The sequence below is a fragment of the Nitrospinota bacterium genome, assembly GCA_016235255.1.
In the GTDB taxonomy this organism is placed as follows: domain Bacteria; phylum Nitrospinota_A; class UBA7883; order UBA7883; family JACRLM01; genus JACRLM01.
This window is the reverse complement of sequence record JACRLM010000077.1, coordinates 1-21,131: the sequence shown is the minus strand read 5'-3', so window position 1 is coordinate 21,131 and position 21,131 is coordinate 1. Positions and strand designations below refer to the sequence as shown.

The 21,131-nt window shown below is 58.2% G+C and carries 21 protein-coding genes and 1 tRNA gene; 21 read left to right on the top strand and 1 reads right to left on the bottom strand.

Features of this window, described 5'->3' with window-relative positions; genetic code table 11:
• Positions 1-2 precede the first annotated feature (2 nt).
• Positions 3-1,178 carry a DNA cytosine methyltransferase gene (locus HZB29_10320; protein MBI5815986.1) on the top strand — a complete coding sequence of 392 codons (1,176 nt, stop codon included), beginning with the start codon at positions 3-5 and terminating at the stop codon, positions 1,176-1,178.
• Positions 1,179-1,181: 3 nt separating this feature from the next.
• Positions 1,182-1,787, top strand: coding sequence for an Eco29kI family restriction endonuclease (locus HZB29_10315; GenBank protein ID MBI5815985.1), 606 nt, complete (start codon positions 1,182-1,184; stop codon positions 1,785-1,787).
• A gap of 6 nt (positions 1,788-1,793) precedes the next feature.
• On the opposite strand, the gene HZB29_10310 is transcribed toward HZB29_10315, so the two are convergent.
• The gene (locus tag HZB29_10310; GenBank protein ID MBI5815984.1) at positions 1,794-2,915 is read right to left on the bottom strand and encodes a tetratricopeptide repeat protein; all 1,122 of its coding nucleotides are present in this window, start codon (positions 2,913-2,915) and stop codon (positions 1,794-1,796) included.
• Positions 2,916-3,037: 122 nt separating this feature from the next.
• On the opposite strand from HZB29_10310, the gene yajC reads away from it, so the two are divergent.
• The 19 genes from yajC to HZB29_10215 all read left to right on the top strand — a co-directional run bounded on the left by yajC (position 3,038) and on the right by HZB29_10215 (position 20,984).
• Positions 3,038-3,394 (top strand): preprotein translocase subunit YajC, encoded by a 357-nt coding sequence (yajC, locus tag HZB29_10305; GenBank protein MBI5815983.1) that lies wholly within the window; start codon positions 3,038-3,040, stop codon positions 3,392-3,394.
• The gene (secD, locus tag HZB29_10300) at positions 3,387-4,937 is read left to right on the top strand and encodes a protein translocase subunit SecD (GenBank protein MBI5815982.1); all 1,551 of its coding nucleotides are present in this window, start codon (positions 3,387-3,389) and stop codon (positions 4,935-4,937) included. Before yajC ends, secD begins: the two co-directional genes overlap by 8 nt.
• 8 nt (positions 4,938-4,945) lie before the next feature.
• The gene (gene secF, locus HZB29_10295) at positions 4,946-5,905 is read left to right on the top strand and encodes a protein translocase subunit SecF (protein ID MBI5815981.1); all 960 of its coding nucleotides are present in this window, start codon (positions 4,946-4,948) and stop codon (positions 5,903-5,905) included.
• Between the two features lie 9 nt (positions 5,906-5,914).
• Complete coding sequence (locus HZB29_10290; protein ID MBI5815980.1) at positions 5,915-6,205, top strand: hypothetical protein; 291 nt, start codon at positions 5,915-5,917, stop codon at positions 6,203-6,205.
• An 86-nt stretch (positions 6,206-6,291) separates the two neighbouring features.
• Entirely contained in the window at positions 6,292-7,062 is a 771-nt protein-coding gene (locus tag HZB29_10285; protein MBI5815979.1) for an outer membrane lipoprotein-sorting protein, read from the top strand.
• Positions 7,063-7,069: 7 nt separating this feature from the next.
• On the top strand, positions 7,070-8,290 hold the full coding sequence (locus HZB29_10280) for an FtsX-like permease family protein (GenBank protein MBI5815978.1): 1,221 nt from the start codon (positions 7,070-7,072) through the stop codon (positions 8,288-8,290).
• A 3-nt stretch (positions 8,291-8,293) separates the two neighbouring features.
• Positions 8,294-9,529 (top strand): ABC transporter permease, encoded by a 1,236-nt coding sequence (locus HZB29_10275; protein ID MBI5815977.1) that lies wholly within the window; start codon positions 8,294-8,296, stop codon positions 9,527-9,529.
• A gap of 18 nt (positions 9,530-9,547) precedes the next feature.
• Positions 9,548-9,874 (top strand): multidrug efflux SMR transporter, encoded by a 327-nt coding sequence (locus HZB29_10270; protein ID MBI5815976.1) that lies wholly within the window; start codon positions 9,548-9,550, stop codon positions 9,872-9,874.
• Positions 9,875-9,891: 17 nt separating this feature from the next.
• Positions 9,892-10,161 carry a hypothetical protein gene (locus HZB29_10265; protein ID MBI5815975.1) on the top strand — a complete coding sequence of 90 codons (270 nt, stop codon included), beginning with the start codon at positions 9,892-9,894 and terminating at the stop codon, positions 10,159-10,161.
• A gap of 39 nt (positions 10,162-10,200) precedes the next feature.
• Positions 10,201-10,344 (top strand): hypothetical protein, encoded by a 144-nt coding sequence (locus HZB29_10260; protein ID MBI5815974.1) that lies wholly within the window; start codon positions 10,201-10,203, stop codon positions 10,342-10,344.
• Positions 10,341-11,051: an ABC transporter ATP-binding protein gene (locus HZB29_10255; GenBank protein ID MBI5815973.1), complete on the top strand. Its 711-nt coding sequence runs from the start codon at positions 10,341-10,343 to the stop codon at positions 11,049-11,051. Before HZB29_10260 ends, HZB29_10255 begins: the two co-directional genes overlap by 4 nt.
• A complete protein-coding gene (locus HZB29_10250) occupies positions 11,048-12,253 on the top strand; it encodes a hypothetical protein (protein MBI5815972.1) in 1,206 nt (401 codons plus the stop codon). The genes HZB29_10255 and HZB29_10250 overlap by 4 nt, the downstream gene beginning before the upstream one ends.
• A 77-nt stretch (positions 12,254-12,330) precedes the next feature.
• Positions 12,331-12,891: a sugar transferase gene (locus HZB29_10245; protein MBI5815971.1), complete on the top strand. Its 561-nt coding sequence runs from the start codon at positions 12,331-12,333 to the stop codon at positions 12,889-12,891.
• Between the two features lie 67 nt (positions 12,892-12,958).
• A tRNA-Pro gene (locus tag HZB29_10240) sits at positions 12,959-13,035 on the top strand.
• Positions 13,036-13,274: 239 nt separating this feature from the next.
• A complete protein-coding gene (locus tag HZB29_10235; GenBank protein MBI5815970.1) occupies positions 13,275-14,795 on the top strand; it encodes a protein kinase in 1,521 nt (506 codons plus the stop codon).
• A complete protein-coding gene (locus HZB29_10230) occupies positions 14,792-15,598 on the top strand; it encodes a Stp1/IreP family PP2C-type Ser/Thr phosphatase (GenBank protein ID MBI5815969.1) in 807 nt (268 codons plus the stop codon). The genes HZB29_10235 and HZB29_10230 overlap by 4 nt, the downstream gene beginning before the upstream one ends.
• Before the next feature lie 14 nt (positions 15,599-15,612).
• Positions 15,613-19,803, top strand: coding sequence for a protein kinase (locus HZB29_10225; GenBank protein MBI5815968.1), 4,191 nt, complete (start codon positions 15,613-15,615; stop codon positions 19,801-19,803).
• A gap of 145 nt (positions 19,804-19,948) precedes the next feature.
• Positions 19,949-20,371, top strand: a complete 423-nt coding sequence (locus HZB29_10220) for a DUF2384 domain-containing protein (protein ID MBI5815967.1) — start codon at positions 19,949-19,951, stop codon at positions 20,369-20,371.
• A 142-nt stretch (positions 20,372-20,513) separates the two neighbouring features.
• Complete coding sequence (locus HZB29_10215; protein ID MBI5815966.1) at positions 20,514-20,984, top strand: RES family NAD+ phosphorylase; 471 nt, start codon at positions 20,514-20,516, stop codon at positions 20,982-20,984.
• Positions 20,985-21,131 lie beyond the last annotated feature (147 nt).

Sequence of the window (21,131 nt, the reverse complement as noted above, 5' to 3'; positions counted from 1 at the left end):
CGGTGAATTCAGTTGAATTGTTCTCCGGCGCAGGGGGATTGGCGATGGGTATCGCCCAAGCCGGATTCAAACACTCGGCCATAATCGAGCGCGACGAGCACGCTTGCGGAACAATAAGCGCCAATCAATCGCTTGGCTCGCCTCATGTGAGCGGATGGCCTCTTCACCGGGGTGACGTTTCGCTTTTTAATTATAACGCTATAAAAAATGATGTGGCCTTATTGGCCGGAGGCCCGCCATGCCAGCCTTTTTCCCTTGGCGGAAAGCACAAGGGGAACATGGACGGACGCGATATGTTCCCTCAATTCATAAGGGCGGTTCGTGAACTGCGCCCGCGCGCCATACTTGTTGAAAACGTGAAAGGACTGTTGAGGAAATCTTTCGCCACGTATTTTGAATACATTATTCTTCAGCTTTCTTACCCCGATATTATGCGGGCGCAAAAGGAGTCATGGCAGGAGCATTTGGCGAGGCTGGAGCGTACCCGCACAAAAGGTTCGAGCGGCGGTCTTTCATATAACATCGTTTTCCGGCTTCTCAACGCGGCCGATTATGGCGTGCCCCAAAGAAGGGAACGGGTTTTTATTGTTGGCTTCCGGGCCGATACCGGCATTGAATGGTCGTTCCCGCACCCGACGCATTCAAGGGAATCATTGTTGTGGGAGCAGCATAAAACAGGAGAATATTGGGATAGGCACAAGATATCCGCTTCCAAAAAGCCAAGGTGGGGTCGGCGCGAGTTGGACAGCGCGAAATATGCTGATTTCGGTTGGACCAAGCCTCAATGGAACGCTTGGAGAACCGTCCGCGACGCGATTTCCGATCTGCCGGATCCTCGCTTTGGAAACAATCCGGCGCGAATCGCAAATCACGGATTCAACGCTGGTGCCAGGATTTACCCTGGCCACACCGGCAGTCCTTTGGATGAACCGGCCAAAACGCTCAAAGCCGGAGGTCACGGCGTTCCCGGAGGCGAAAACATGCTGTTGTACCCGGACGGAGGCGTCAGGTATTTTACCATCCGTGAAGCCGCTCGTTTGCAAACATTTCCTGATGACTATGTAATTAGCGGATCGTGGTCTGAATCAATGCGGCAGTTGGGCAACGCGGTCCCTGTCATGATGGCGGAAAAAATCGCCGTCGCCATAGCCGGTAAATTACGGAAAAGCCGGAGATAAACCTTGGTTATCGGCCAGCCATTCAATCCACTTGACAAGCGGAACCTGGGGAACAGCGTGGCCGAGGCGCTTTTGTTGCGCGATGTGGAACCTCTTCCTCCTGTTGAATCGTTTGACGGAGCCGGCATTTACGTTATTTATTACATCGGCGATTATCCCGCTTATAAACAGATTTCCGGGAAAAACCGTAAAGATAAATACGAGTGTCCAATTTACATTGGCAAGGCTGTCCCCGCGGGAGCTAGAAAAGGCGGTATCGGCTTTGACCAACCCGCCGGAGCGGTTCTTTATAAACGATTGTGCGAGCACGCCGAATCAATTAAAAGCGCGTCAAACTTGCGAATCGAAGATTTTCTTTGCCGCTATTTGGTCGTTGACGATATTTGGATTCCTTTAGGTGAGTCCCTCCTTATAGAGCACTACTCGCCGGTTTGGAATAAAATTATCGATGGATTTGGAAATCATGACCCGGGCAAGGGAAGATACAACCAGCAAAAATCTCCATGGGATGTTTTGCACCCGGGCAGGCATTGGGCGCAACGCTTGAAACCAAACTACAAATCGGAAGTTCAGCTATTAAAAATATTGTCTGAGTTTCTTGAAAAATAATCAGCCTTACTTTCCTCCCGTCACGAATGTCATGCTTTTCCTCGCGTTATCGGCCTCAGAGCGCCAGTAGCCCAATAGATTCTTCTCGTCCTGATATTCCATTGAGATTTTCGGTTCGCCGGAAAGCCAGTCGTCTATCGCACGCCGGATATCCTCCGCCCCGTCCCATTGGCGCCGGTCCATGCTCTGGCGCATCTCGGTGAATTTGATCGCGATCTCCAGGTCCTTGTACCGGGACATGGCCACGCCGCGTTTGCGCAATATTTCCTGCGACTCTGAAAACATCCGGCGGGCCTCGGCGTAGTCGCCATTCAGATAGGCCAGCCTCCCTTTCACCCAGCGCGAGCCCGCGTCCCGGGTGAACTTTTTCGATATGTATTCGGCCAGTTCCCGTGCCCTGTCATATTTCTTCTCGTAAAGGCTTATCCACATCAGCGCCGCGCGGGCGTAATCTTCCGAAAGGGTCCCCGCCTCGACGGGGCGGCGGATCATCTCCAGCGCCTCTTTGCGCATGTCGCGGCCTTGGGTTATAAACTTTGTTATCACCCACGCCACGGCGCCCCCCTCTTCGGCGCCTTTGCGGCTGGCGAAATAATAGACCATGCCAAGGCCGAACTGCACGTCCGCCAGGTCCGGCCGCTCGGCCATGGCCCGCTCCAGGTCCCCCTTGGCCTCCACAGCGTCCATGAACGCCCGGAAAAGGTTGCGCTGGCGCGCTTCGAGCAGCCCTGCGTAGCCGTTCACGGCGCCAAGGTACATCCGGGAGACCGTGTCCCCCGGTTTTTTGGCAAGGTTGTCCTTGCAGATTTTCCGGCATTCGCCTGCGTATTTTTTGAACCGTTCAAGGTCCGCCAGATTGTTGAGTTTTTGTATTTTCTCCTGCACCCCGGCGGCGTAGAAAAAGTAACCTTCGGGTTTGCGCGGGAATTTGGCGATGTAGGCGTCCAGCATTTTCAGCCCGTCCTCAAAGTCCGTTTCCGCGATCTTGAATATGGCGGAGCGGAAGTGGTCCTCCCATCCCGGCTCGACCATGCCGGCGGGAATGGACGCGCCCGCCAAAGCGTGGCCCGGCAAGGCGGCCGCCACGGCGCAGGCGAGGACGATAGCGATGAATCCCTTTATTTTCAACTTCCCTTAAAACCGAGAGCCAGATTGCGGCCAGTCTATCAACAGCGGCCCCGCGATGCAACGAAGCTTGCAATCCGGGCAGGTTTGAATTAATATTTCCCTTTTATCTGATTGGAAAATCCATGATTTATTATCATATAGCGCGGACGGTGACGGCGATGGCTCCCGCGCCCGAAGGGGCGCCCCAGGAAGGGCACGCAATCATAATGATGCTGTTCTATGGCGCTCTTTTCGCCATTTTCTATTTCATGCTCATCCGGCCGCAGTTAAAGCGCAACAAGGAAGTGAAGACCCTCCAGGAAGCGATAAAAAAGGGGGACTCCGTTTTGACCGACAGCGGCATTTACGGAGTGGTGGCCAAGGTGAAGGACGAAATAATCACCGTTGAGATCGCCGAAGGGGTGAAGGTGAAGATGCAGAAGAGCGCCATCCTCGAACGGCTCAAGGAAGGCTCCGCTCCGGGGAAAGACGATGAATAGGACCATTGGGTGGAGGCTTCTGCTCACTTTCGCCGTAGTGGCCGTCTCCATGTTTTTCGCCCTGCCGCTGGACAAGAAGATAAACCTGGGGCTGGACCTGCAGGGTGGGATGCACCTTGTGTTCGAGGTGGACGCGGACAAGGCGGTGGCTTCATCGCTTGACGGCGAGGCGGACGGGCTTCGCAAATTCCTGGAATCCAAGGGGGTAGTCCTCACGTCCGTGGCCAGGGAAAATGAAACAGTGACCATTTCGCTGGCCAACGCCGCCCAATCGGTGGAGGTGGAGAAGGCGGTTTCCGACACCTATGGCAACTTTGAGATCATCGGGCGTTCCGCGGACAAGTCCAGGTTGACCGTCGCATACACCGCCACATGGCGCAAAAGCGTTTTTAACAACGCGATAGAGCAGGCGCTGGAGACCCTTCGCAACAGGGTGGACCAGTTCGGCGTGGCCGAGCCGACCATACAGAGGGAAGGGGACAACAGGATACTTATCCAACTCCCCGGCGTGCAGGACAGGGAAAGGGCCATAAACCTTATCGGCAAGACGGCCCGGTTGGAGTTCCGGATGGTCAACGAGCAGTTTTCGCCGATAGAGGCCGAGCAAAAAGGGGTGCCGTCCGATTCGGACCTGCTTTATGAGCGCAAGGTGGACCCGATCACCAAAAAGCCCACGGACAAGATACCTTTCCTTATATATAAGAAGGTGGAGATGACCGGGGCGCTGTTGTCCAACGCGCAGGTCCGGGTGAGCGACCTTAGCATGCCGTACGTTTCCATAGACTTTAACAGGGAAGGCGCCCGCGTGTTCGGCGACCTTACCACGGCCAGCGTGGGCAAGCGCATGGCAATCGTTCTGGACGGCAACGTTTATTCCGCCCCTGTGATCCGGGAGGCCATTACCGGCGGCACTGCGATGATCGAGGGGAGCTTCAGCTATGAAGAGGCGAAGGACCTGGCGATAGTGCTGCGGGCCGGGGCGCTTCCCGCTCCGCTGATAAAGCTGGAAGAGCGGTCCGTTGGGCCGTCCCTTGGCGCGGACTCCATCCGTCAGGGGGTCCTTTCGGCCCTTGTTGGTGGCGCGCTGGTCGTTGTGTTCATGCTGGTGTATTACAGGATCGGCGGGCTGATCGCGGACGTGGCGCTGGTGTTCAACATAATAATCCTGATGGGGGCCATGGCCTACTTCGGCTCCACTCTCACCCTGCCCGGCATCGCCGGCATAATACTCACCATCGGCATAGCGGTGGACGCAAACGTGCTGGTGTTCGAGCGGATAAGGGAGGAGCTGAACATGGGCAAGACAGTGCGGGCCGCGGTGGAAATAGGGTTCTCCCGCGCTTTTCTGACCATTCTGGACACACACGTCACCACCATCGTGGGGGCGATAGTCCTGTTCCAGTTCGGCACCGGCCCCATAAAAGGCTTTGCCATAACCTTGAGCATCGGGCTTATCGCCAGCATGTTCACGGCGGTGTTCGTGTCCAGGACATTATTCATGATCTATCTCGGGTCGCGCAGGCTCGCGAACCTTAACATCTGACGGCATCCATGCAATTCCTCAAAAAAGAAACAAACATAGATTTTCTCAGCAAGCGCAAGATCGCCTTTGGCGTCTCTTTTCTGATGGTCGCCATTTCGATCATCTCGCTGGCCGCCCACGGGGGGCCGAACTACGGCGTGGACTTCAAGGGGGGCACGATAGTGCAGGTGAAGTTCAGGGACGCCACGCCGATCTCCCAGGTGCGGGACGTGGTGGGATCGCTCAAGATGGGCGATTTTTCCATCCAGGAGTACGGATCGGCCCAGGAGATGATGATCCGGGTGCCGGTGATTGACGAGGCGAAAAGCGGAGAGACTCAGGCGCAGAAAGTGGAAACGGCGCTGCGGCAAAAGTTCGGCGCCAAGTTCAGCGTGGAACGGGTGGAAATGGTGGGGCCCAAGGTGGGGAGCGATCTGCGGTGGAAGGCGCTGCTGGCGGTCTTCTATTCGATGATCGGGATATTGATATACCTTGCGTTCCGGTTCGAGTTCCGTTTCGCGGTGGGGGCGGTGCTCGCCACGATCCACGATCCGCTTGTGATATTGGGCGCCTTCTCGGTGCTGGACAAGGAATTCACGCTCACGGTGCTCGCGGCGGTGCTCACGATCATCGGTTATTCACTCAACGACACTATCGTGGTCTTCGACCGCATAAGGGAGAACCTCCGGCTGAAGCGGGGGATGCCTATTGAGGCCCTTTTGAACCTTTCGGTGAACCAGACGCTCTCCCGCACGATCCTTACATCGGGTTTCACGATGCTGGTGGTGGTGGCGCTGTTTTTCCTTGGCGGGGAGGTGATCCACGATTTCGCCTTCGCGCTAATGGTCGGCATAGTGGTGGGGACATACTCGTCCATATACGTGGCCAGCCCGATAATCTTATATTGGGAGCAAATCGTACTTAAAAAGAAGGAAGCCGCGTCCAAGGCCGGGGCCGTGAAGGCCAAAAAGAAAAAAGAGGGACAGTGAGGCCGCCGCATGGCCGCTGAACAGATGGAAGAGGAAATCGGCAAACGCCACAGTTACATCCCGCTTTTCGCCGCGTCCGTCATATTGCTGGCCATTATCGCGGCGGCCATGTTTTATTCCGGCATGCACGCTTACGACATGCCCGCCGAAAATCTCCGTCTCACCAACCTTTTGCACGAACGTACCCGCGCATGCACGAATCCATCCCTCGCCGGAAGATGCAAGGAGATTGAAAAAGAGATCGAAGCTCTAAAGAACAAGATACGCCGGGAACACCAGGCCGCGCCCGCCGGGAAATAGCGGTTCCGCCGGTCGCCCCCCCCTTTTCAGACGTGCCGCCTCTCACCGTGGCGCGGAGCCGAGGTTGCGGTCTATAATTGAACCATATGAAGACAAAATGGTCCGCCGCGATTATTGTCCTCGCCGCCGCGATAATATGCGGACATGCGCCCGAGGCTTTCCCTTCCTCTTCCCGGGCGGACGAGATACTGCGGAAGATTGACGACATGTGGCGCGGCAAGTCCTCCCATGCGAAGCTTATGATGCGCGTCAAGACGGCCAACTACACCCGCTCGCTCGGGATGGAGGCGTGGTCCAAGGGGAAGGAAAAAACGCTGGTGCGCATCATCTCCCCTATCAAGGAAAAAGGGACCGCCACGCTAAAGTCCGGTACCGAGATATACACCTACCTGCCGAAGACCGACAGGACGATAAGGCTCACATCCGGCATGATGATGGGGTCATGGATGGGAAGCCATTTCACAAATGACGACCTGGTGAAAGAATCGAGGCTCACCGACGACTACGAGACCAGGATCACCTTTGAAGGCAGGCGCGACGGGAAAGAGATGATGGAGTTCACCTTGATCCCAAAACCGGAGGCCGCGGTGGTGTGGGGGAAAATCGTCCTCCTCACGGAAATTGACGGGGAGAATTACATCCCCGTGCGCGAGGATTTTTTCGATGAGGACGGCGCGCCGGTGCGGCGGATGACGTTTTCGGATGTGAAGATGTTCGGGGGGAGGAAGATGCCCGCCATCCAGAGGGTGACGCCGTCCGGCAAACCGGACGAGTACACTGAGCTTTTCTATGAGGAACTGCAGTTCGACATGCCGCTTGGAGACGCGTTTTTTTCCATTTCCGAGCTTCGCAGGTGACGGCTCCATGAACATGGCAACGCTTGCTTTCAGGAACCTGGGGCGCAACAGGCTGCGCGCCGCCGCCACGGTGGGCGCCATGGCCCTTGCCGGCGGGATCATGATCCTGTACTCCACCCTTGTGGACGGGATCGTGGAGACCATCGAGCGCAACGTGGTGGAGATGGAGACGGGCGAGATGCAGATACACTCGCCCAAATACCGGGAGGACCCGGACATCTACTATACAGTCAAGGATCCCGCCGCGCTGATTGAAAAACTGGACGCCATGGGCTACAACGCCGCGCCCAGGCTGTATGGATTCGGCCTGGCGGCCGCGGGCCAGGCAAGCAGCGGCGTGTGGATGAAGGGGGTGGACTTTGAGCGCGAGGCGTCCGTCACCCAGCTTCAACGGCACATATCGGAAGGGAGCTGGCTGTCGCCAGGCGACCTCAAAGGGGTGGTGATAGGAAAGAAACTGGCGAAAAGCCTCAACGCCGGGCCGGGGAGCGAAATCGTGATAGTCAGCCAGGCGATGGACGGCTCCACGGCCAATGAAATTTTCATTGTCAGGGGAGTGCTAAAACTCGTTGGGGAGGGGACGGACAGGGCCGGAGTGATAATGCTCGAACCGGTCTTCCGCGAAGTTATGGTCATGCCCAATGGTGCGCACCAGATAGCCGTGTCCCGCCGTGGCGTGGTCCCGGACATGAAGACGGCGGCGGCGCAGGTTGGGGCGGCGGCGGCGGGGCTGGAGACGAAGACATGGAGGGAGATGCGCCCCGTGATCGCGCGCATGCTCGACATCACCCAGGTGATGACCACGCTGATGCTGCTGATAACATATTCCGCCATCGTGATGGTGACTCTCAACGCAATGCTCATGAACGTGTTCGAGAGGATACCGGAGTTCGGCGTCATGAAGGCTGTGGGGCTGTCCCCAATGAGGCTTATGGGGATCGTGCTCACCGAGGCCGCGCTGGAGGCGTCGGTGGCCTGCGTCCTGGCGTGCGCGGCCGGATTGCCTCTTTCGCTGTACGCCCAATCGCATGGCATAGACCTCTCACGGGTTTCCACCGGCATTTCGGCGGGGGGAGTGGCGCTGGATCCGGTGTGGTACGCAAGGGTCACCCCCGGGGCGGTGCTTTTCCCGCTGGCTGTCCTTTTTCTTGTGGCGATGCTGGCGGTGATATATCCGGGAATAAAAGCGGCCATGATCAATCCCAGGGAAGCCATCTATCACAGGTGACGGATGATAAACAGGATGGCCGCCCGCAACCTTATGCGCCGCAAACGCCGGACACTTATAACGGCGCTTAGCATTGCGCTTGGCATCTTTTTGTCCGTGACGTTCACGGCGATGGGGGATTATTCGTACACAAACATGATAAACACCAGCGCCAAGATGGGCTTTGGCCATGTGACCATAGAGCCGGCCGGATACAACGCCAGCCCCACGCTTTCCAAACGGATCGGCGCGGCGGGTGAAATCCGCGATCTTCTTCTGGCCCAGCCGGGGGTGGAAAAGGCCATCGTCAGGATCAGCGGCCAGGCAATGTTCGCCAGCGCGTCAAAAAGCGCCGGTGGAGTGTTCATTGGAATAGACCCGGCCATGGAAACGCCGGACGCCAACGTGTTTCTAAGCTCGGTCACGGAAGGAGCGGTGTTTGACGGGACTTCCGGCAGGGGGGCGCTCGTCGGATCCAGGCTTGCGGAGAAGCTTAACCTGAAGATCGGCAAGAAGTTCATATACACCACCACTTCAGCCGAAGGGGACATCGTAAGCGAGATGGCCCGAGTGTCCGGCGTGTTCAAGACAGGGGTGGACGAGGTTGACGGCGCCACTGTGCTGCTGCCCATAGATTCGGCCAGGCAGACATTGGGATACGCCCCGGACGAGGCCACGATCGTGTCCGTGTTCATAAACGATTACCGGGACGCCAATATCGCAAGGGACGCCGCAGCCGCCGTTCTGGCCGGACGGCGGGTGGAGTCCATGACATGGAGCCAGACGCAGGCGGAACTTGCCGGGCACGTGGAGGTGGACAGGGCGTTCAACTATTTCTATCAGTTCCTGGTGGGGATAATGATAGCGGCGGGAATATTGAACACGATGATGATGGGTGTGCTGGAGCGGCAGCGCGAATTTGGCGTGATGCTGGCCATCGGCATGCGCCCATCCCGGCTGTTCATGATGGTCCTGGTCGAATCAATATGGCTGGGCCTTATCGGCCTTGCGCTGGGAGTGATTGTCACGGCGCCGTGGTACGTGTATATGCACCAGGTCGGGCTGGACTTAAGCAGGTACTGGCAGGAGGGGACGGACGTGAGCGGGGTGCTGATAGATCCGGTGCTGAAATTCCGGCTATACCGGGAAAGTGTGATGTGGATACTGGCGGGCGTTTTCTCCCTGGCGGTGGCGGCGGGGCTGTACCCGGCGTGGAAGGCGGGCAGGGTGGTCCCTGTGGAGAGCTTGAAGACTATCTGAACATAACGGAGTTGAATCATGGCAAGCTGGATTTACCTTGTGGTGGCGATTCTGATGGAAGTGTCCGGGACGACTTGCATGAAACTTTCGGACGGATTCCAGAAGCCCATTCCTTCCATCCTTTTGTTCGTTTTCTACGGATTGAGCTTTGGCGCGCTTGCCATGACGTTGAAGAAAATGGAGGTGGGTGTGGCATACGCGGTGTGGAGCGGGCTCGGCACCGCGCTCATCGCGATGATAGGAATATTATGGTTCGGCGAGGCGGCGACATGGCTTAAGGCCGTGTCGCTGCTGTTGATAATAGTCGGCGTCGCCGGGCTGAATATGGGCGGCGGGCTGCACTGACCTGCCGCAGGGATAATATGAGAAAGTTGTTCCCGGTGATGGCGGTGTGTGGGGCGGCCACGATATTTTATGGATTTTACGGTGTGATTCGCGCGGTGAACGCCGGCGGATGGCCGGTGGCCGAGGGCATTGTGACGGTCTCCCGGGTGGAGGCGGCAAAGGCTCCGGCGCAATCACCGGCCCACATAGCTGTTATAAAATACGTATTCGAGGCAGGCGGGGCGAAACATGAAAACGATGCGATATCATTCGGCGAAACGGACTCGGGCCACTTAAGCCAGGCCTAGGCGCGGAAAATCGCCGCAAGGTATCCTGAAGGGAAAAAAGTGAAAGTCCATTATGACAATGCCGATCCCGCGGTCTCTTTTCTGGAAGTGTCCATGCCGGACGGCGCGGAGCTTGTTATATTCACCGGAATACTTGTCATGGCTGGCGGGTTCGTCGGCTGGCTTTCGAGCGTGAGAAAATGAACGATAGCGGGCCGATTGTGAAGCTGGAGGGTGTCACAAAGACCTATTCCCACGGCCATATTGAAGTGGCGGCGGTGTCATCGCTCGACCTTACGGTCAAGCGGAGGGAGTTCACGGTGATCTGCGGCCCGTCCGGCTCCGGCAAGACCACCACGCTTAACATGATCGGCGCGCTGGACAAACCAACGTCCGGCAAGGTGTCGCTGGAGGGGAGAGACCTGGCGGAGTTGTCCCGCTCACAGCTGTCCCACCTGCGGCGCGACAGGATAGGGTTCATATTCCAGGCGTACAATCTGGTCCCCACGCTCACGGCGTATGAGAACGCGGAGTTCGTGCTTTCCATTCAGGGCCGGCCGAAGAAGGAGCGGCGTGAGCGGGTGATGGCGATACTGAATGAAGTCGGGCTTGCCGGGCTTGAGAACCGGCGGCCCGACGAAATGTCCGGCGGCCAGCAGCAGCGCGTCGCCATAGCGCGGGCCATCGCCCACGATCCGGCCATCGTGCTGGCCGACGAGCCGACGGCCAACGTGGACTCCGCCACGACCGATTCGCTATTGGAGCTTATGGAGCGGCTCAACCATGTGGACGGCGTCACTTTCCTTTTTTCCACCCATGATAAACGGGTCATGGACAGGGCGCACAGGATCATCGTCATGCGGGACGGCAAGGTGGAATCGGAAACGTTCGCAAACCCGGACGGCCCATGATCAGGGCCTCATGGCTGGCCGTAATGGCGTTGGTTTTGTCCTCTGGCGTTTCAGGCGCATTTTATAAGTCTGAATCAGATGATGGGAATGTGGAGGGGCGGATACTGTTCCATCAGTCGGTCTTTATTAGCTCCAATCCCGGTTTGCCGTTTATATATCCGCACTCCACAGATAATGGGACGGACATATCCGCCCGGCTGATGCTGGAAGGGACGTACCGTGAATTTCTCAAGCTGGATTTTCACGCCGAGCAGCGGCTGGTCTCCACCACCGTTCCGCAGACCGCCGGGGCAGCGTCTTACGGCGTCATGCGAAGCCCGGCGCTTTACCTGACGGAGAGAAACGATGGCGGCTCACGGGCGTTTTTGGATGTGGACAGGATCAACCTGAGGGCCACTGCCGGGCCGGTGGACGTGATCGCCGGGCGCCAGCCAATCAGCATGGCCACCTGCTATTATTTCACCCCCAACGATTTTTTCGCCCCGTTCGCCGCTTCGACTTTCTACAGGCTGTATAAACCGGGCGTGGACGCCGTGCGGGTGGAGGCCCGGCTTGGCGACCTGACACAGTTCACCGCAGCCAGCGCGTTAGGTTACGAGAAAAAGCCCGCAGACCCTTCCGGGTACGGCGATGGGGTGGACTGGGGCGAATCATCGTATGTGGCGCGATTGACCACATCAGCCGCCGGACTGGAGATTGGGGCGCTGGCCGGACGGGCCCATGGAGATGTGGTGACCGGAGGATCGTTCCAGGGGGAGATCGGGAAGCTGGGCATAAGGGGAGAGGGGCATTACGTCCATCCGGAAGATGGGGCGCCCGGAGCGGCGAAGATAGCCGTTCAACTGGAGCGTAAATACGAGAACAGCCTTACCTTGAGGGCTGAATACTATCACAACGGCGCGGGCGCCACAGCGGCGGAAGATTATCAGGCCGGCCAGTATTACCCGGCCAGAGACTACGCCGCCATTGGCGCCGGATACGAATTCACCCCGTTGCTGACGGGCGAGATGGTGACGGTGATAAACCTGGACGATGGATCGTACGCCCCTTATTTATACTTCCTTTATTCCCTCGCCGACGAGATGGAGATGGCGCTTGGTTTTTCGTCACCCCGGGGCGATCCGCCGTCCGTCACCGGCGCGCAAAGCCAGTATGGCGGCGCCCCATCCACGTTCACCGTGGAAATACGGGCTTATTTCTAACATGCCCGGCCTGCTAGAGACTCATAATTTGGTATGATGCTTTTCAACTATAGACGGGAGAAAGTCCGGAACGTATGGTGAAACGGGTATTCGACGTTGCGTTGGCGCTGTTGCTCGCCGTTCCCTCCATGCTTGTAATGGCCGCCGTCGCCGCCGCCGTGAAGGTCACATCCCCCGGCCCGGTTTTCCATTATTCCAAAAGGGTGGGCAGGGGGAAGAAGACCTTCCGGATGATAAAGGTGCGGACCATGAAAATAAAGACCCCGCAGGTGGCCACGCACCTTATGAGCGATCCGTCACAGTTTCTCACCCCCATCGGCTCGTTCCTTCGCAAGACCAGCCTGGACGAACTTCCGCAGCTATGGAACATATTGAAGGGAGACATGAGCTTTGTCGGCCCCCGCCCGGCGCTGTTCAACCAGAACGACCTGGTGGCGCTGCGGGAAGAAAAGGGGGTGAACGACCTTGTCCCCGGCGTCACCGGATGGGCCCAGGTGAACGGGCGGGACGAACTGGCCATACCCGAAAAGGTGGCGCTGGAAGAGCACTATTTGAAAAATATGTCCCTTTTGCTCGATATAAAGATACTTTTCATGACGGTTTTCCGCGTGATCGCGACGCACGGCGTGAAACATTAGGCAAAAAGCTCGCAAGGGAGATTGAAGCCGGGCGGAGAAACGTGTAGAATTGATGTTTCTGGAAAATCGGGGCGTGGCGCAGCCTGGTAGCGTACCTGAATGGGGTTCAGGTGGTCGGAGGTTCAAATCCTCTCGCCCCGACCAGTTTTACTGGCGGCAAACCTTCATGCCTTTATATCAAAACAAGTTCCATTTTTTCCAGATGATAATAATGTCCGGCGCCCCGGTCAAGTTTCGCCTGGAATTGAGCCAAAAATGCCAGGAACCGGGGATATTTACCATCCAGTGAAATGAACTATATCCTTCCTCCGTTTCGCGTATAATTACCTTGTGAAAAGCGCCTGGGGCGCTATGGTGGTTTTGGGTTTTAACCGGAGGTCTTTATGCCGCCGAAGGTAATCTTGTCGGTGATCAAAGGGAAGCTTGAGGGGCTTAAGTTCTCTTTTGACGAGAGGACCACGCGCCTTATCGGCCGCGCTTTCGACTGCGACCCGAGGCTCCCCGACGACGACGCCCACAAGACCATCTCCCGCCACCATTGCATGCTCGACATTAATCCCCCGGACATACGTGTGCGGGACTTTGGCAGTCTCAACGGCACTTTCGTCAACGGTAAAAAGATCGGCATGAGGCCGGCGGGAGTGTCCGCGGCGGAGACATCGTCCATAACCTTCCCGGAGCACGACCTGAAGGACGGGGACGAGATAAAGCTCGGCGAGACCACTTTCAAGATCGAAGTCAAGATTCCCCACGTGTGCCAGCACTGCGGCCAGGAAATCCCGGAGGAAATAGAGGGCGAGTGTTCCCCCGGCGAAGGGGTGTACCTTTGCCCGTCGTGCCAGGGATCCACGAGGATGCTAGACAGCACGAAGCCCGGCGCCATCACTTCCAGGAAATGCGCCAAGTGCGGCAGGGACGTGGTAAACGAGGCGGCCAACCGCAACGGAGTTTACATATGCATGGCCTGCCGGAAGGACCCGCTGGACATAGTGCATGCGCTCATAGAAAAGGCGAACGGCGGCGACGAGGGTGTGGCAGGCGTGAAAGGCTATTCGATAATCAAGGAGCTGGGGCGCGGCGGAATGGGGGCGGTGTACCTGGCGCGGCGCGAAAGCGACGACCACCAGGTGGCGCTCAAGGTGATGCTCCCCCAGGTGGCGGCCGACGAGCGTTCCAAGGACATGTTTCTGCGCGAGGTGGAAAACGCCCGGGCGGTGGACCATCCAAACGTGGTCCGGCTTCTGGAGACCGGATATTCGGGCGGGGTCTTTTATTTCACCATGGAGTTCTGCGATCTTGGCTCCCTGGAGGGGCTGATGAAATCGAGAAAAGGGACGCTTCCCGTGGACGAGGCCGTGGAGATAGCGTTGCAGGCGCTCGACGGGCTGGACGCGATCCACAACGCCACGGTGAACGTTAAACTTGCGGACGGTACCGAAAGCCAGGCCAAGGGGCTTGTCCACCGGGACATAAAACCGGCCAACATCTTTCTTTCCGGAGCGGGGGGCAAGCGCACCGCCAAGATAGCGGACGTTGGGCTTGGCAAAGCTTTCGACCTGGCTGGACTGAGCGGCCAGACGATGACCGGCTCGTCGGCGGGCACCCCCCTTTTCATGCCGCGCCAGCAGGTGATTAATTTCAAGTACGCAAAGCCCGACGTGGACGTGTGGGCCATCGCCGCCACGCTGTACAGCATGATGACCGGCTCGGTGCCCAGGGATTTTCCGAGGGGGAAGGATCCATGGCAGATAGTGCTGCAGAACAAGGCCGTGCCGATAAGGGACAGGAATCCCAACGTGCCGGAAAAGCTGGCAAAGGTGATAGACATGGCCTTGATAGACCAGCCGGACATGACGTTCAAATCGGCCGTCCAGCTTAAAAAAGCCATCGAGGAGGCCGTTTGATCCGGATCAAATCGTTCGCCGGGGTGACGGACAAGGGACGTGTCCGTTCCTCCAATGAAGACTCCCTGTTCATGGACGGCAAGGATGGGGTATTCATCGTCGCCGACGGGATGGGTGGGCACTCATCCGGGGAGGTGGCCTCCAGGATAGTGGTGGATGCCCTGCCGCAGCTTGTCGGATCATGGACATCGAAGCTGTCGTCGTTCAAGGGGGATGAGGCGCTAAACCGGGTCAAGGCGGCGATTGTGGAGCTTTCCGAGCAGATCGTCAACGAAACTTCGGAGCGCCCCGCGTTATATGGCATGGGCTCCACGGTGGTGATGGCCCTGTTCCGGGGCGCCGGAACGGTCATCGCCCATATGGGCGACAGCCGGGCATACCTTTTCAGAAGCAAAAAACTTGTGAGGATGACCACGGACCACTCGCTGGTGCAGCTATTGCTCGATTCCGGGGAGATATCCGAGGAGCAGATCAAAAAACATCCGGCGAAGAGCCAGATAACCCGCCATGTGGGGATGCGCGGCGAGGCGCTGCCGGACGCGAAGTTTCTGGAGATGGTGAATGGAGACAGGCTGCTTTTATGCTCGGACGGGCTTACGGGGCTGGTGGAGGACGATGAAATCAGGAAGATACTCTCCGGAGCCCGCGGCCCCAGCGAAGCGTGCGGAGCCCTTGTCAAGGCGGCCAATTCGGCCGGTGGATCGGACAACATCACCGTGATCGTGGTGGACGTTTGGGACGACGAGGCGTCCAGCACTGAAACGAAATACAAGACTCGGGTAATAAAAATAAAGCGGATATGACTGGAAGAGGATTTATGGAAATAAAATGCCCCTCTTGCGGCGCCAAATACCCTCACGTGGATCCGTCGCATGTTGGCAAAAGCGCCACGTGCAAAAAATGCGGCGCAAAGTTCAAGATAGAATCCCAGGTCCATGCGGCGCCGCAACCGGAGCAGCCATCGGCCACCGTGGCCTTTGGCGAACCTGCGAGCCAACCGTCAGCCACGGTTGCTTTCAGTGAACCAGCAAACCAGCCGTCGGCCACGGTTGCATTCGAGGATACCTCTGGCGGCCCCGGGGGCACGGTGGCGTTCGAGGATGAAGCTTCGCCATTGGCGGCGGCGGCATATGGCGGGGAGACCGTCCCCGGAGGGACGATGGAGTATGACGAGGGGCCTGCCATCACCCTCGCCGGGGATTTTCACGGCGGGGCGGGGCTGGGGGAGACCATCGCCGATTTCGGGACATATGAATCGCCCGCTGTGACTGCATTCATGGGCGAGGACGGAGAGGCTGTGGCCGGCGGCGAGGAGTCTGTTCCGGCCGATTGGGCGACAGGGGACGTGATCCTGGGGCTATATGAAGTCAGCGGGCTTTTGGGCGAAGGCGGGATGGGCAAGGTGTTCAAGGTGCGCCATCTGGGATGGAACCTGGACCTGGCGGTGAAATGCCCGCGCCAGCAGGAGCTTTTGAAAGCCGGCGGCGCGGAGAATTTCGAGCGGGAGGCGGAAACGTGGGTCAACCTCGGCCTGCATCCAAACGTGGTCAGCTGCTATTACGTGCGCAGGCTTGGCGGTTCCCCGCGGGTCTTCGCGGAGTTCATAGACGGCGGCAGCATGCAGGACTGGATCCGCGGCGGCAAGCTTTCGGACATCGGGCATATACTCGACGTGGCGATCCAATTCGCCTGGGGGCTGGCGCACTCCCACGAGCAGGGGCTTGTGCACCAGGACATAAAGCCGGCCAACGTGATGATGACCTCCATGGGCGTTGCCAAGGTGACCGACTTCGGCCTTGCCCGGGCCCGGGCCGCTTCTGACGCGGGCGGGAGCGAACTTGTGGGAGCCAGCGGGATGACACCGGCGTACTGTTCGCCGGAGCAGGCGCTACGCAGCCCACTTTCCCGCAAGACGGACATATGGTCGTGGGCCGCCTCCGTGCTGGAGATATTCACCGGCGAAGTGACATGGATGTCCGGCGTGGTGGCAGGGGAGGCTCTTGAGGAGTTTTTAAAAGGGGGAGGCCGCGCTGGCGCCCCTGTGATGCCGGATTCACTGGCGGAGCTTTTGAGGTGGTGCTTTAAAAACGATCCAGTCCAAAGGCCGGAGGACATGATGGCCGTGGCGGACGTGTTGCGGGAGATTTACCGTAAGCAGACTGGATCGCCATATCCCCGGCCGGTCCCCAAAATCGGCAAGTCTGTGGCGGACAGCCTGAACAACAGGGCTGTGTCGCTTCTCGACCTTGGAAGGCTCAAAGAGGCGGAGGAGCTTTGGAACGGCGCCCTACAAAGCCAGCCCCACCATCCGGAGTCCACTTTCAACAGGGGTGTTGTCATGTGGCGCATGGGGCGGCTGTCGGACACGGCGCTTGTGAAACATATGGAAGAAGCGCTGCGTTCCCACCGGGACGAGTGGGAATGCGGATGGCTTCTGGGGCTGACGCATCTTGAAAGGGATGACGTTGCCGCCGCCCAGGCCGCGTTAAAGGCGGTGGAGCCGGACGGGGGGAAAGGGCAGATAGACGCCGCGTTGGCGTTGGCGGAAAAAAAAGCGCCCAACGCGCGAGGGATAACAAAGACCCAGCCGGGGCACGAAGGCGCCGTGACGGCGGTTGCCATATCATTGGATGGCAAGACAGCGGTGACAGCCGGGGACGACAAGACGATAGCAGTGTGGGACCTGGGCAAATTCGAAAAAATAAAACAGATACCCGCGGCGCAAAGCTCCATCACCGCGCTGTCGCTGGGACAGGATGGCGGGACATTTCTGGCCGCCGGGCATAGAACGATGGCGCTGTGGGATATGGAATCGGGCGAGAAGAAACTCTCGTTCGACGGCCACACGGACTGGGTCACGTCGGCGACCATTTCAAAAGACGGTTCTGTGGCCCTTTCGTCCGGCTGGGACAACACGCTACGGATTTGGGACGCGAAAACCGGCCGGTTGTTGCGGGAGATTGAAGGCGCCGCTGGATATTCCGCGTTGTCCGCCGACGGCAAGCTTGCTGTATGCGGAAGCATGGACAACACCGTGAAGGTGTGGGACGCGGCCTCCGGAGAGCTAGTGCGCGAATTGCAGGCGGACGCCGGCCCGGTGGCCCTAAGTTATGACGGCAAGCTTGTGTTCACCTGCGGGCTGGACAATGTGATACGCGTGTGGGATTTGGAATCAGGCTCCCAAAGAAAATCGCTGGCGGGGCATACCGGTTCGGTCACGTCGGTAAATCCATCGCCAAATGGCAGGACGGCCGTTTCGTCCGGTTACGACAGGACGGTGCGGCTGTGGGACCTGCGCACAGGCCGGGTGATCCGCACGTTCGAGGGATTCGGCGGGGTGGTCAATTCCGTGAGCGTCAGCCAGACTGGCGCCCAGGCGCTTTGCGGCGCGTGGAACGGCGCGGTGTCGCTTTTGCGCCTGGAGAGCCCCGCGCCATATTTCGCCCCGATGGCGCTATGCCGGGTGCAGGCAAGCGAAACGGTGCTTTCCGCCGGAGTGGAATACGAGACGAAGGTGGCCGAGGCGCGCAAGGCGATGGAGAAAGGGGATTTCCCCGACTCCGCCGCATTGATCCGCCAGGCCCGGGCGCAGGCCGGATACAGCCGGGGCAAGGAGGCTTGCGAGCTGTGGCGTTCCATTTATATAAAGCAGCCGCGCGCCGCCCTCAAGGGGGGATGGGAAAGCCTTGTGATGGAAGATCACGCTTCGGACGTGGCGTCGGTGGACATAAGCCGCGACGGGAGCATAGCGGTCTCCGGCGGGCTGGACAGGAGCGTGAAGCTTTGGTCAATGGAGAACGGCTCTCTGCTCGGTTCGCTTGAAGGGCATACGGACAGGGTGAACTGCGTGGCGCTGGGCAATGACGGCATGAGGGCCATATCCGGCTCGGGCGATTGGACATGCCGGATATGGGACGTGGAAAAAGGTGAAACGCTGCGCACTCTCAAAGGGCACAAGGGGCCGGTCTATTCCGCCAGATTAAGCTCCGACGGAGTATTTGCAGTCACGGGCGGAGGCGACGGCGATATAAAACTTTGGGGTGTTGCGTCCGGCTCATGCGCCAGGACTTTCGGCGGCCACAGTTCCGCCGTGCGGGCCGTGGCCATAAGCCAGGACGGGCAGATGATAATCTCCGGAAGCGACGACAAAAGCGTGAGGATTTGGGACCCGGTGTCCGGCGATTGCTTAGAAGCGCTTGGCGGGCAGATGGCGGCGGTATTGAGCGTTGCGATCGGTTTCACCGGGGACAAAGTTTACGCAGGCTCCGCCAACGGCGACATAACGGTGTGGAACGCCATGACCGGCGAATTGATCCGCAAATATGACGCAAGCCGAGGGGCGGCGGTGAATTCCATAACGCCAAGCCTGGACGGCCGGCATTTTGTGACCGGCGGGGGCGATGGGAAGATAAGGTTCTGGGATGCGGCCACGGGCGAGGTCCTGCGGGTGTTCGAAGGGCATTCGGCGGCGGTGAACTCCGTGTCGGCAAGCTGGGACATGGGGATGATCGTCTCCGGCGGGGCGGACCGGATGGTGAAAGGATGGACGCTGGACTGGGAAGTGGAGGCAAAGAAGCCCGGCGCTTGGGACGAAGGGGCGGAGCCGTTCGTCAAGACGTACCTAGTGCCGCTTGCGCCATACTCCGCGGCGTTGCCGGAAGGGCGCGCCCCGTTTGAGAACGAGGTGGTGGCGGCGTTGACCAAGGCGGGCAAACCGGCGTCCGGCCCGGCGGAGGCGGCCGGGCTGATGTTCGTATTGGGATGCGCGGGATTCGGCCATATCAACGACGCGGAAGTATCAAGGAAGCTGGCCGTGGCGGCGGTGGAATGGCAGGCCCCGGCCCCGCCGGACAAGACGATGTTCAAGAGCGCCCGTGTGACCCAGGTGAAAGCGGCGGAAGCGGAAGATGAAAACATCATGGTGACGTACGAAGAGGAAGAGGAGAAGGAAGAGCCCAAGACGCTGTTCAGGACGATATTCAGGAGGAAGAAGAAGGAAGGGGAGTGACGGTGACAAACGGCTTGATATTTTCGCCAAATGGCGTAGTATCTAGGTAGAAATACGGTTGGAATACAGCATGTTGACCCAAAAAAGTTCTGCGCGGCGCCAAAAACCGGCCGCAAAAACACCGGGCGGCGGGATGGCCAGGATATTGGCAATCCCACTTGGCGGCAAGGGGCGTCCTGGTGGCGAGCCTCGATCCGAGATTGACAGGGTCATTGTCGAAGTTAAAGAAGGACTTCCTTTCAAGGCGTTTGAGAACATCCAAAAACTGCTCAACCTTGATACGTACACAATGGCCCGTATGCTGGACATTTCAAAACGGACGATAGACCGCCGCAAGTCTGGCAAACAGCGTTTTGCGCCTGGTGAGTCGGACAGGCTCGCGCGGCTGGGACGGATAATCGCACTGGCCGAGGATGTGTTAGAGGATCGTGAGAACGCCATAGAATGGCTACATGATCCAAACCCTGCACTAAGCTGGGAGAGACCCTTGAACCTTCTGGACACGGAGCTGGGAACCAAGAAGGTCGAGGATGTGCTGATGAGAATAGAGCACGGAATCTACGGCTGAACAACTTGGCCAGTTAAAATGACTTTACTCCCATCGTCATGGCGCGATAGGAAAAAATATCTTAAATTTGTGTCTTTCATAGTGAAAGAAATCCCTTTGAAAAACGATATCCTCCCGTAATTTAACAAAGGGCCTGACGGATATGATCCTCTACCGCATTGAAAAAGCTAAATACGCCGATGCCGCGTTTAGCGGTCATGGAGCTCATTTAACAGGCGGAAGATGGAATTTCCCGGGCTATCCCGTGGCATACACCTCCGCAACCCTTTCATTGGCGGTCCTCGAAATACTGGCGCACACATCTGACCGCAGGCGGCTGTCCAAAATAAAGTACATGGCGTGTTCAGCCAAGGTTCCGGAAATTGAAATCGAGCGGATCGAAGCCGGTTCTCTTCCAGGGAATTGGCGCGAACATGATCCCATACCACCACGTTTGCAAGCGATAGGGACGGACTGGATAAAAAGATGTAGGAGCCTGATTCTCAGGGTTCCGTCAGTGGTGGTTCCCACAGAATTCAATTATCTTATAAATCCGGCGCATCCCGATTTCGCCAGGATCACGATACTGAAACTTCAGCCGTTCAAATTCGATTCCCGTCTGGCCAAACCTTGATGCGGCAAAAGAGTCAATCCCTTTTTTAGTTGAAACTCCCGGCATGACCGTCACGCCGCTTTCACCATTATCTTCCCCGCCAGAGCCCGTTTCATGATCTCACGCAGTTCTGGCAGGTGTTTATAACCGCTCACTTTCCTCAACCTG

Excerpts from the sequence above, each read along its gene's own strand:
- secD (MBI5815982.1), top strand. The coding sequence starts at position 3,387 with ATGAATAGGACCATTGGGTGGAGGCTTCTGCTCACTTTCGCCGTAGTG.
- HZB29_10280 (MBI5815978.1), top strand. The coding sequence starts at position 7,070 with ATGAACATGGCAACGCTTGCTTTCAGGAACCTGGGGCGCAACAGGCTG.
- HZB29_10215 (MBI5815966.1), top strand. The coding sequence starts at position 20,514 with ATGATCCTCTACCGCATTGAAAAAGCTAAATACGCCGATGCCGCGTTT.
- HZB29_10270 (MBI5815976.1), top strand. The coding sequence starts at position 9,548 with ATGGCAAGCTGGATTTACCTTGTGGTGGCGATTCTGATGGAAGTGTCC.
- HZB29_10290 (MBI5815980.1), top strand. The coding sequence starts at position 5,915 with ATGGCCGCTGAACAGATGGAAGAGGAAATCGGCAAACGCCACAGTTAC.
- HZB29_10225 (MBI5815968.1), top strand. The coding sequence starts at position 15,613 with ATGGAAATAAAATGCCCCTCTTGCGGCGCCAAATACCCTCACGTGGAT.
- HZB29_10275 (MBI5815977.1), top strand. The coding sequence starts at position 8,294 with ATGATAAACAGGATGGCCGCCCGCAACCTTATGCGCCGCAAACGCCGG.
- HZB29_10265 (MBI5815975.1), top strand. The coding sequence starts at position 9,892 with ATGAGAAAGTTGTTCCCGGTGATGGCGGTGTGTGGGGCGGCCACGATA.
- HZB29_10255 (MBI5815973.1), top strand. The coding sequence starts at position 10,341 with ATGAACGATAGCGGGCCGATTGTGAAGCTGGAGGGTGTCACAAAGACC.
- HZB29_10285 (MBI5815979.1), top strand. The coding sequence starts at position 6,292 with ATGAAGACAAAATGGTCCGCCGCGATTATTGTCCTCGCCGCCGCGATA.
- yajC (MBI5815983.1), top strand. The coding sequence starts at position 3,038 with ATGATTTATTATCATATAGCGCGGACGGTGACGGCGATGGCTCCCGCG.
- HZB29_10235 (MBI5815970.1), top strand. The coding sequence starts at position 13,275 with ATGCCGCCGAAGGTAATCTTGTCGGTGATCAAAGGGAAGCTTGAGGGG.
- secF (MBI5815981.1), top strand. The coding sequence starts at position 4,946 with ATGCAATTCCTCAAAAAAGAAACAAACATAGATTTTCTCAGCAAGCGC.
- HZB29_10250 (MBI5815972.1), top strand. The coding sequence starts at position 11,048 with ATGATCAGGGCCTCATGGCTGGCCGTAATGGCGTTGGTTTTGTCCTCT.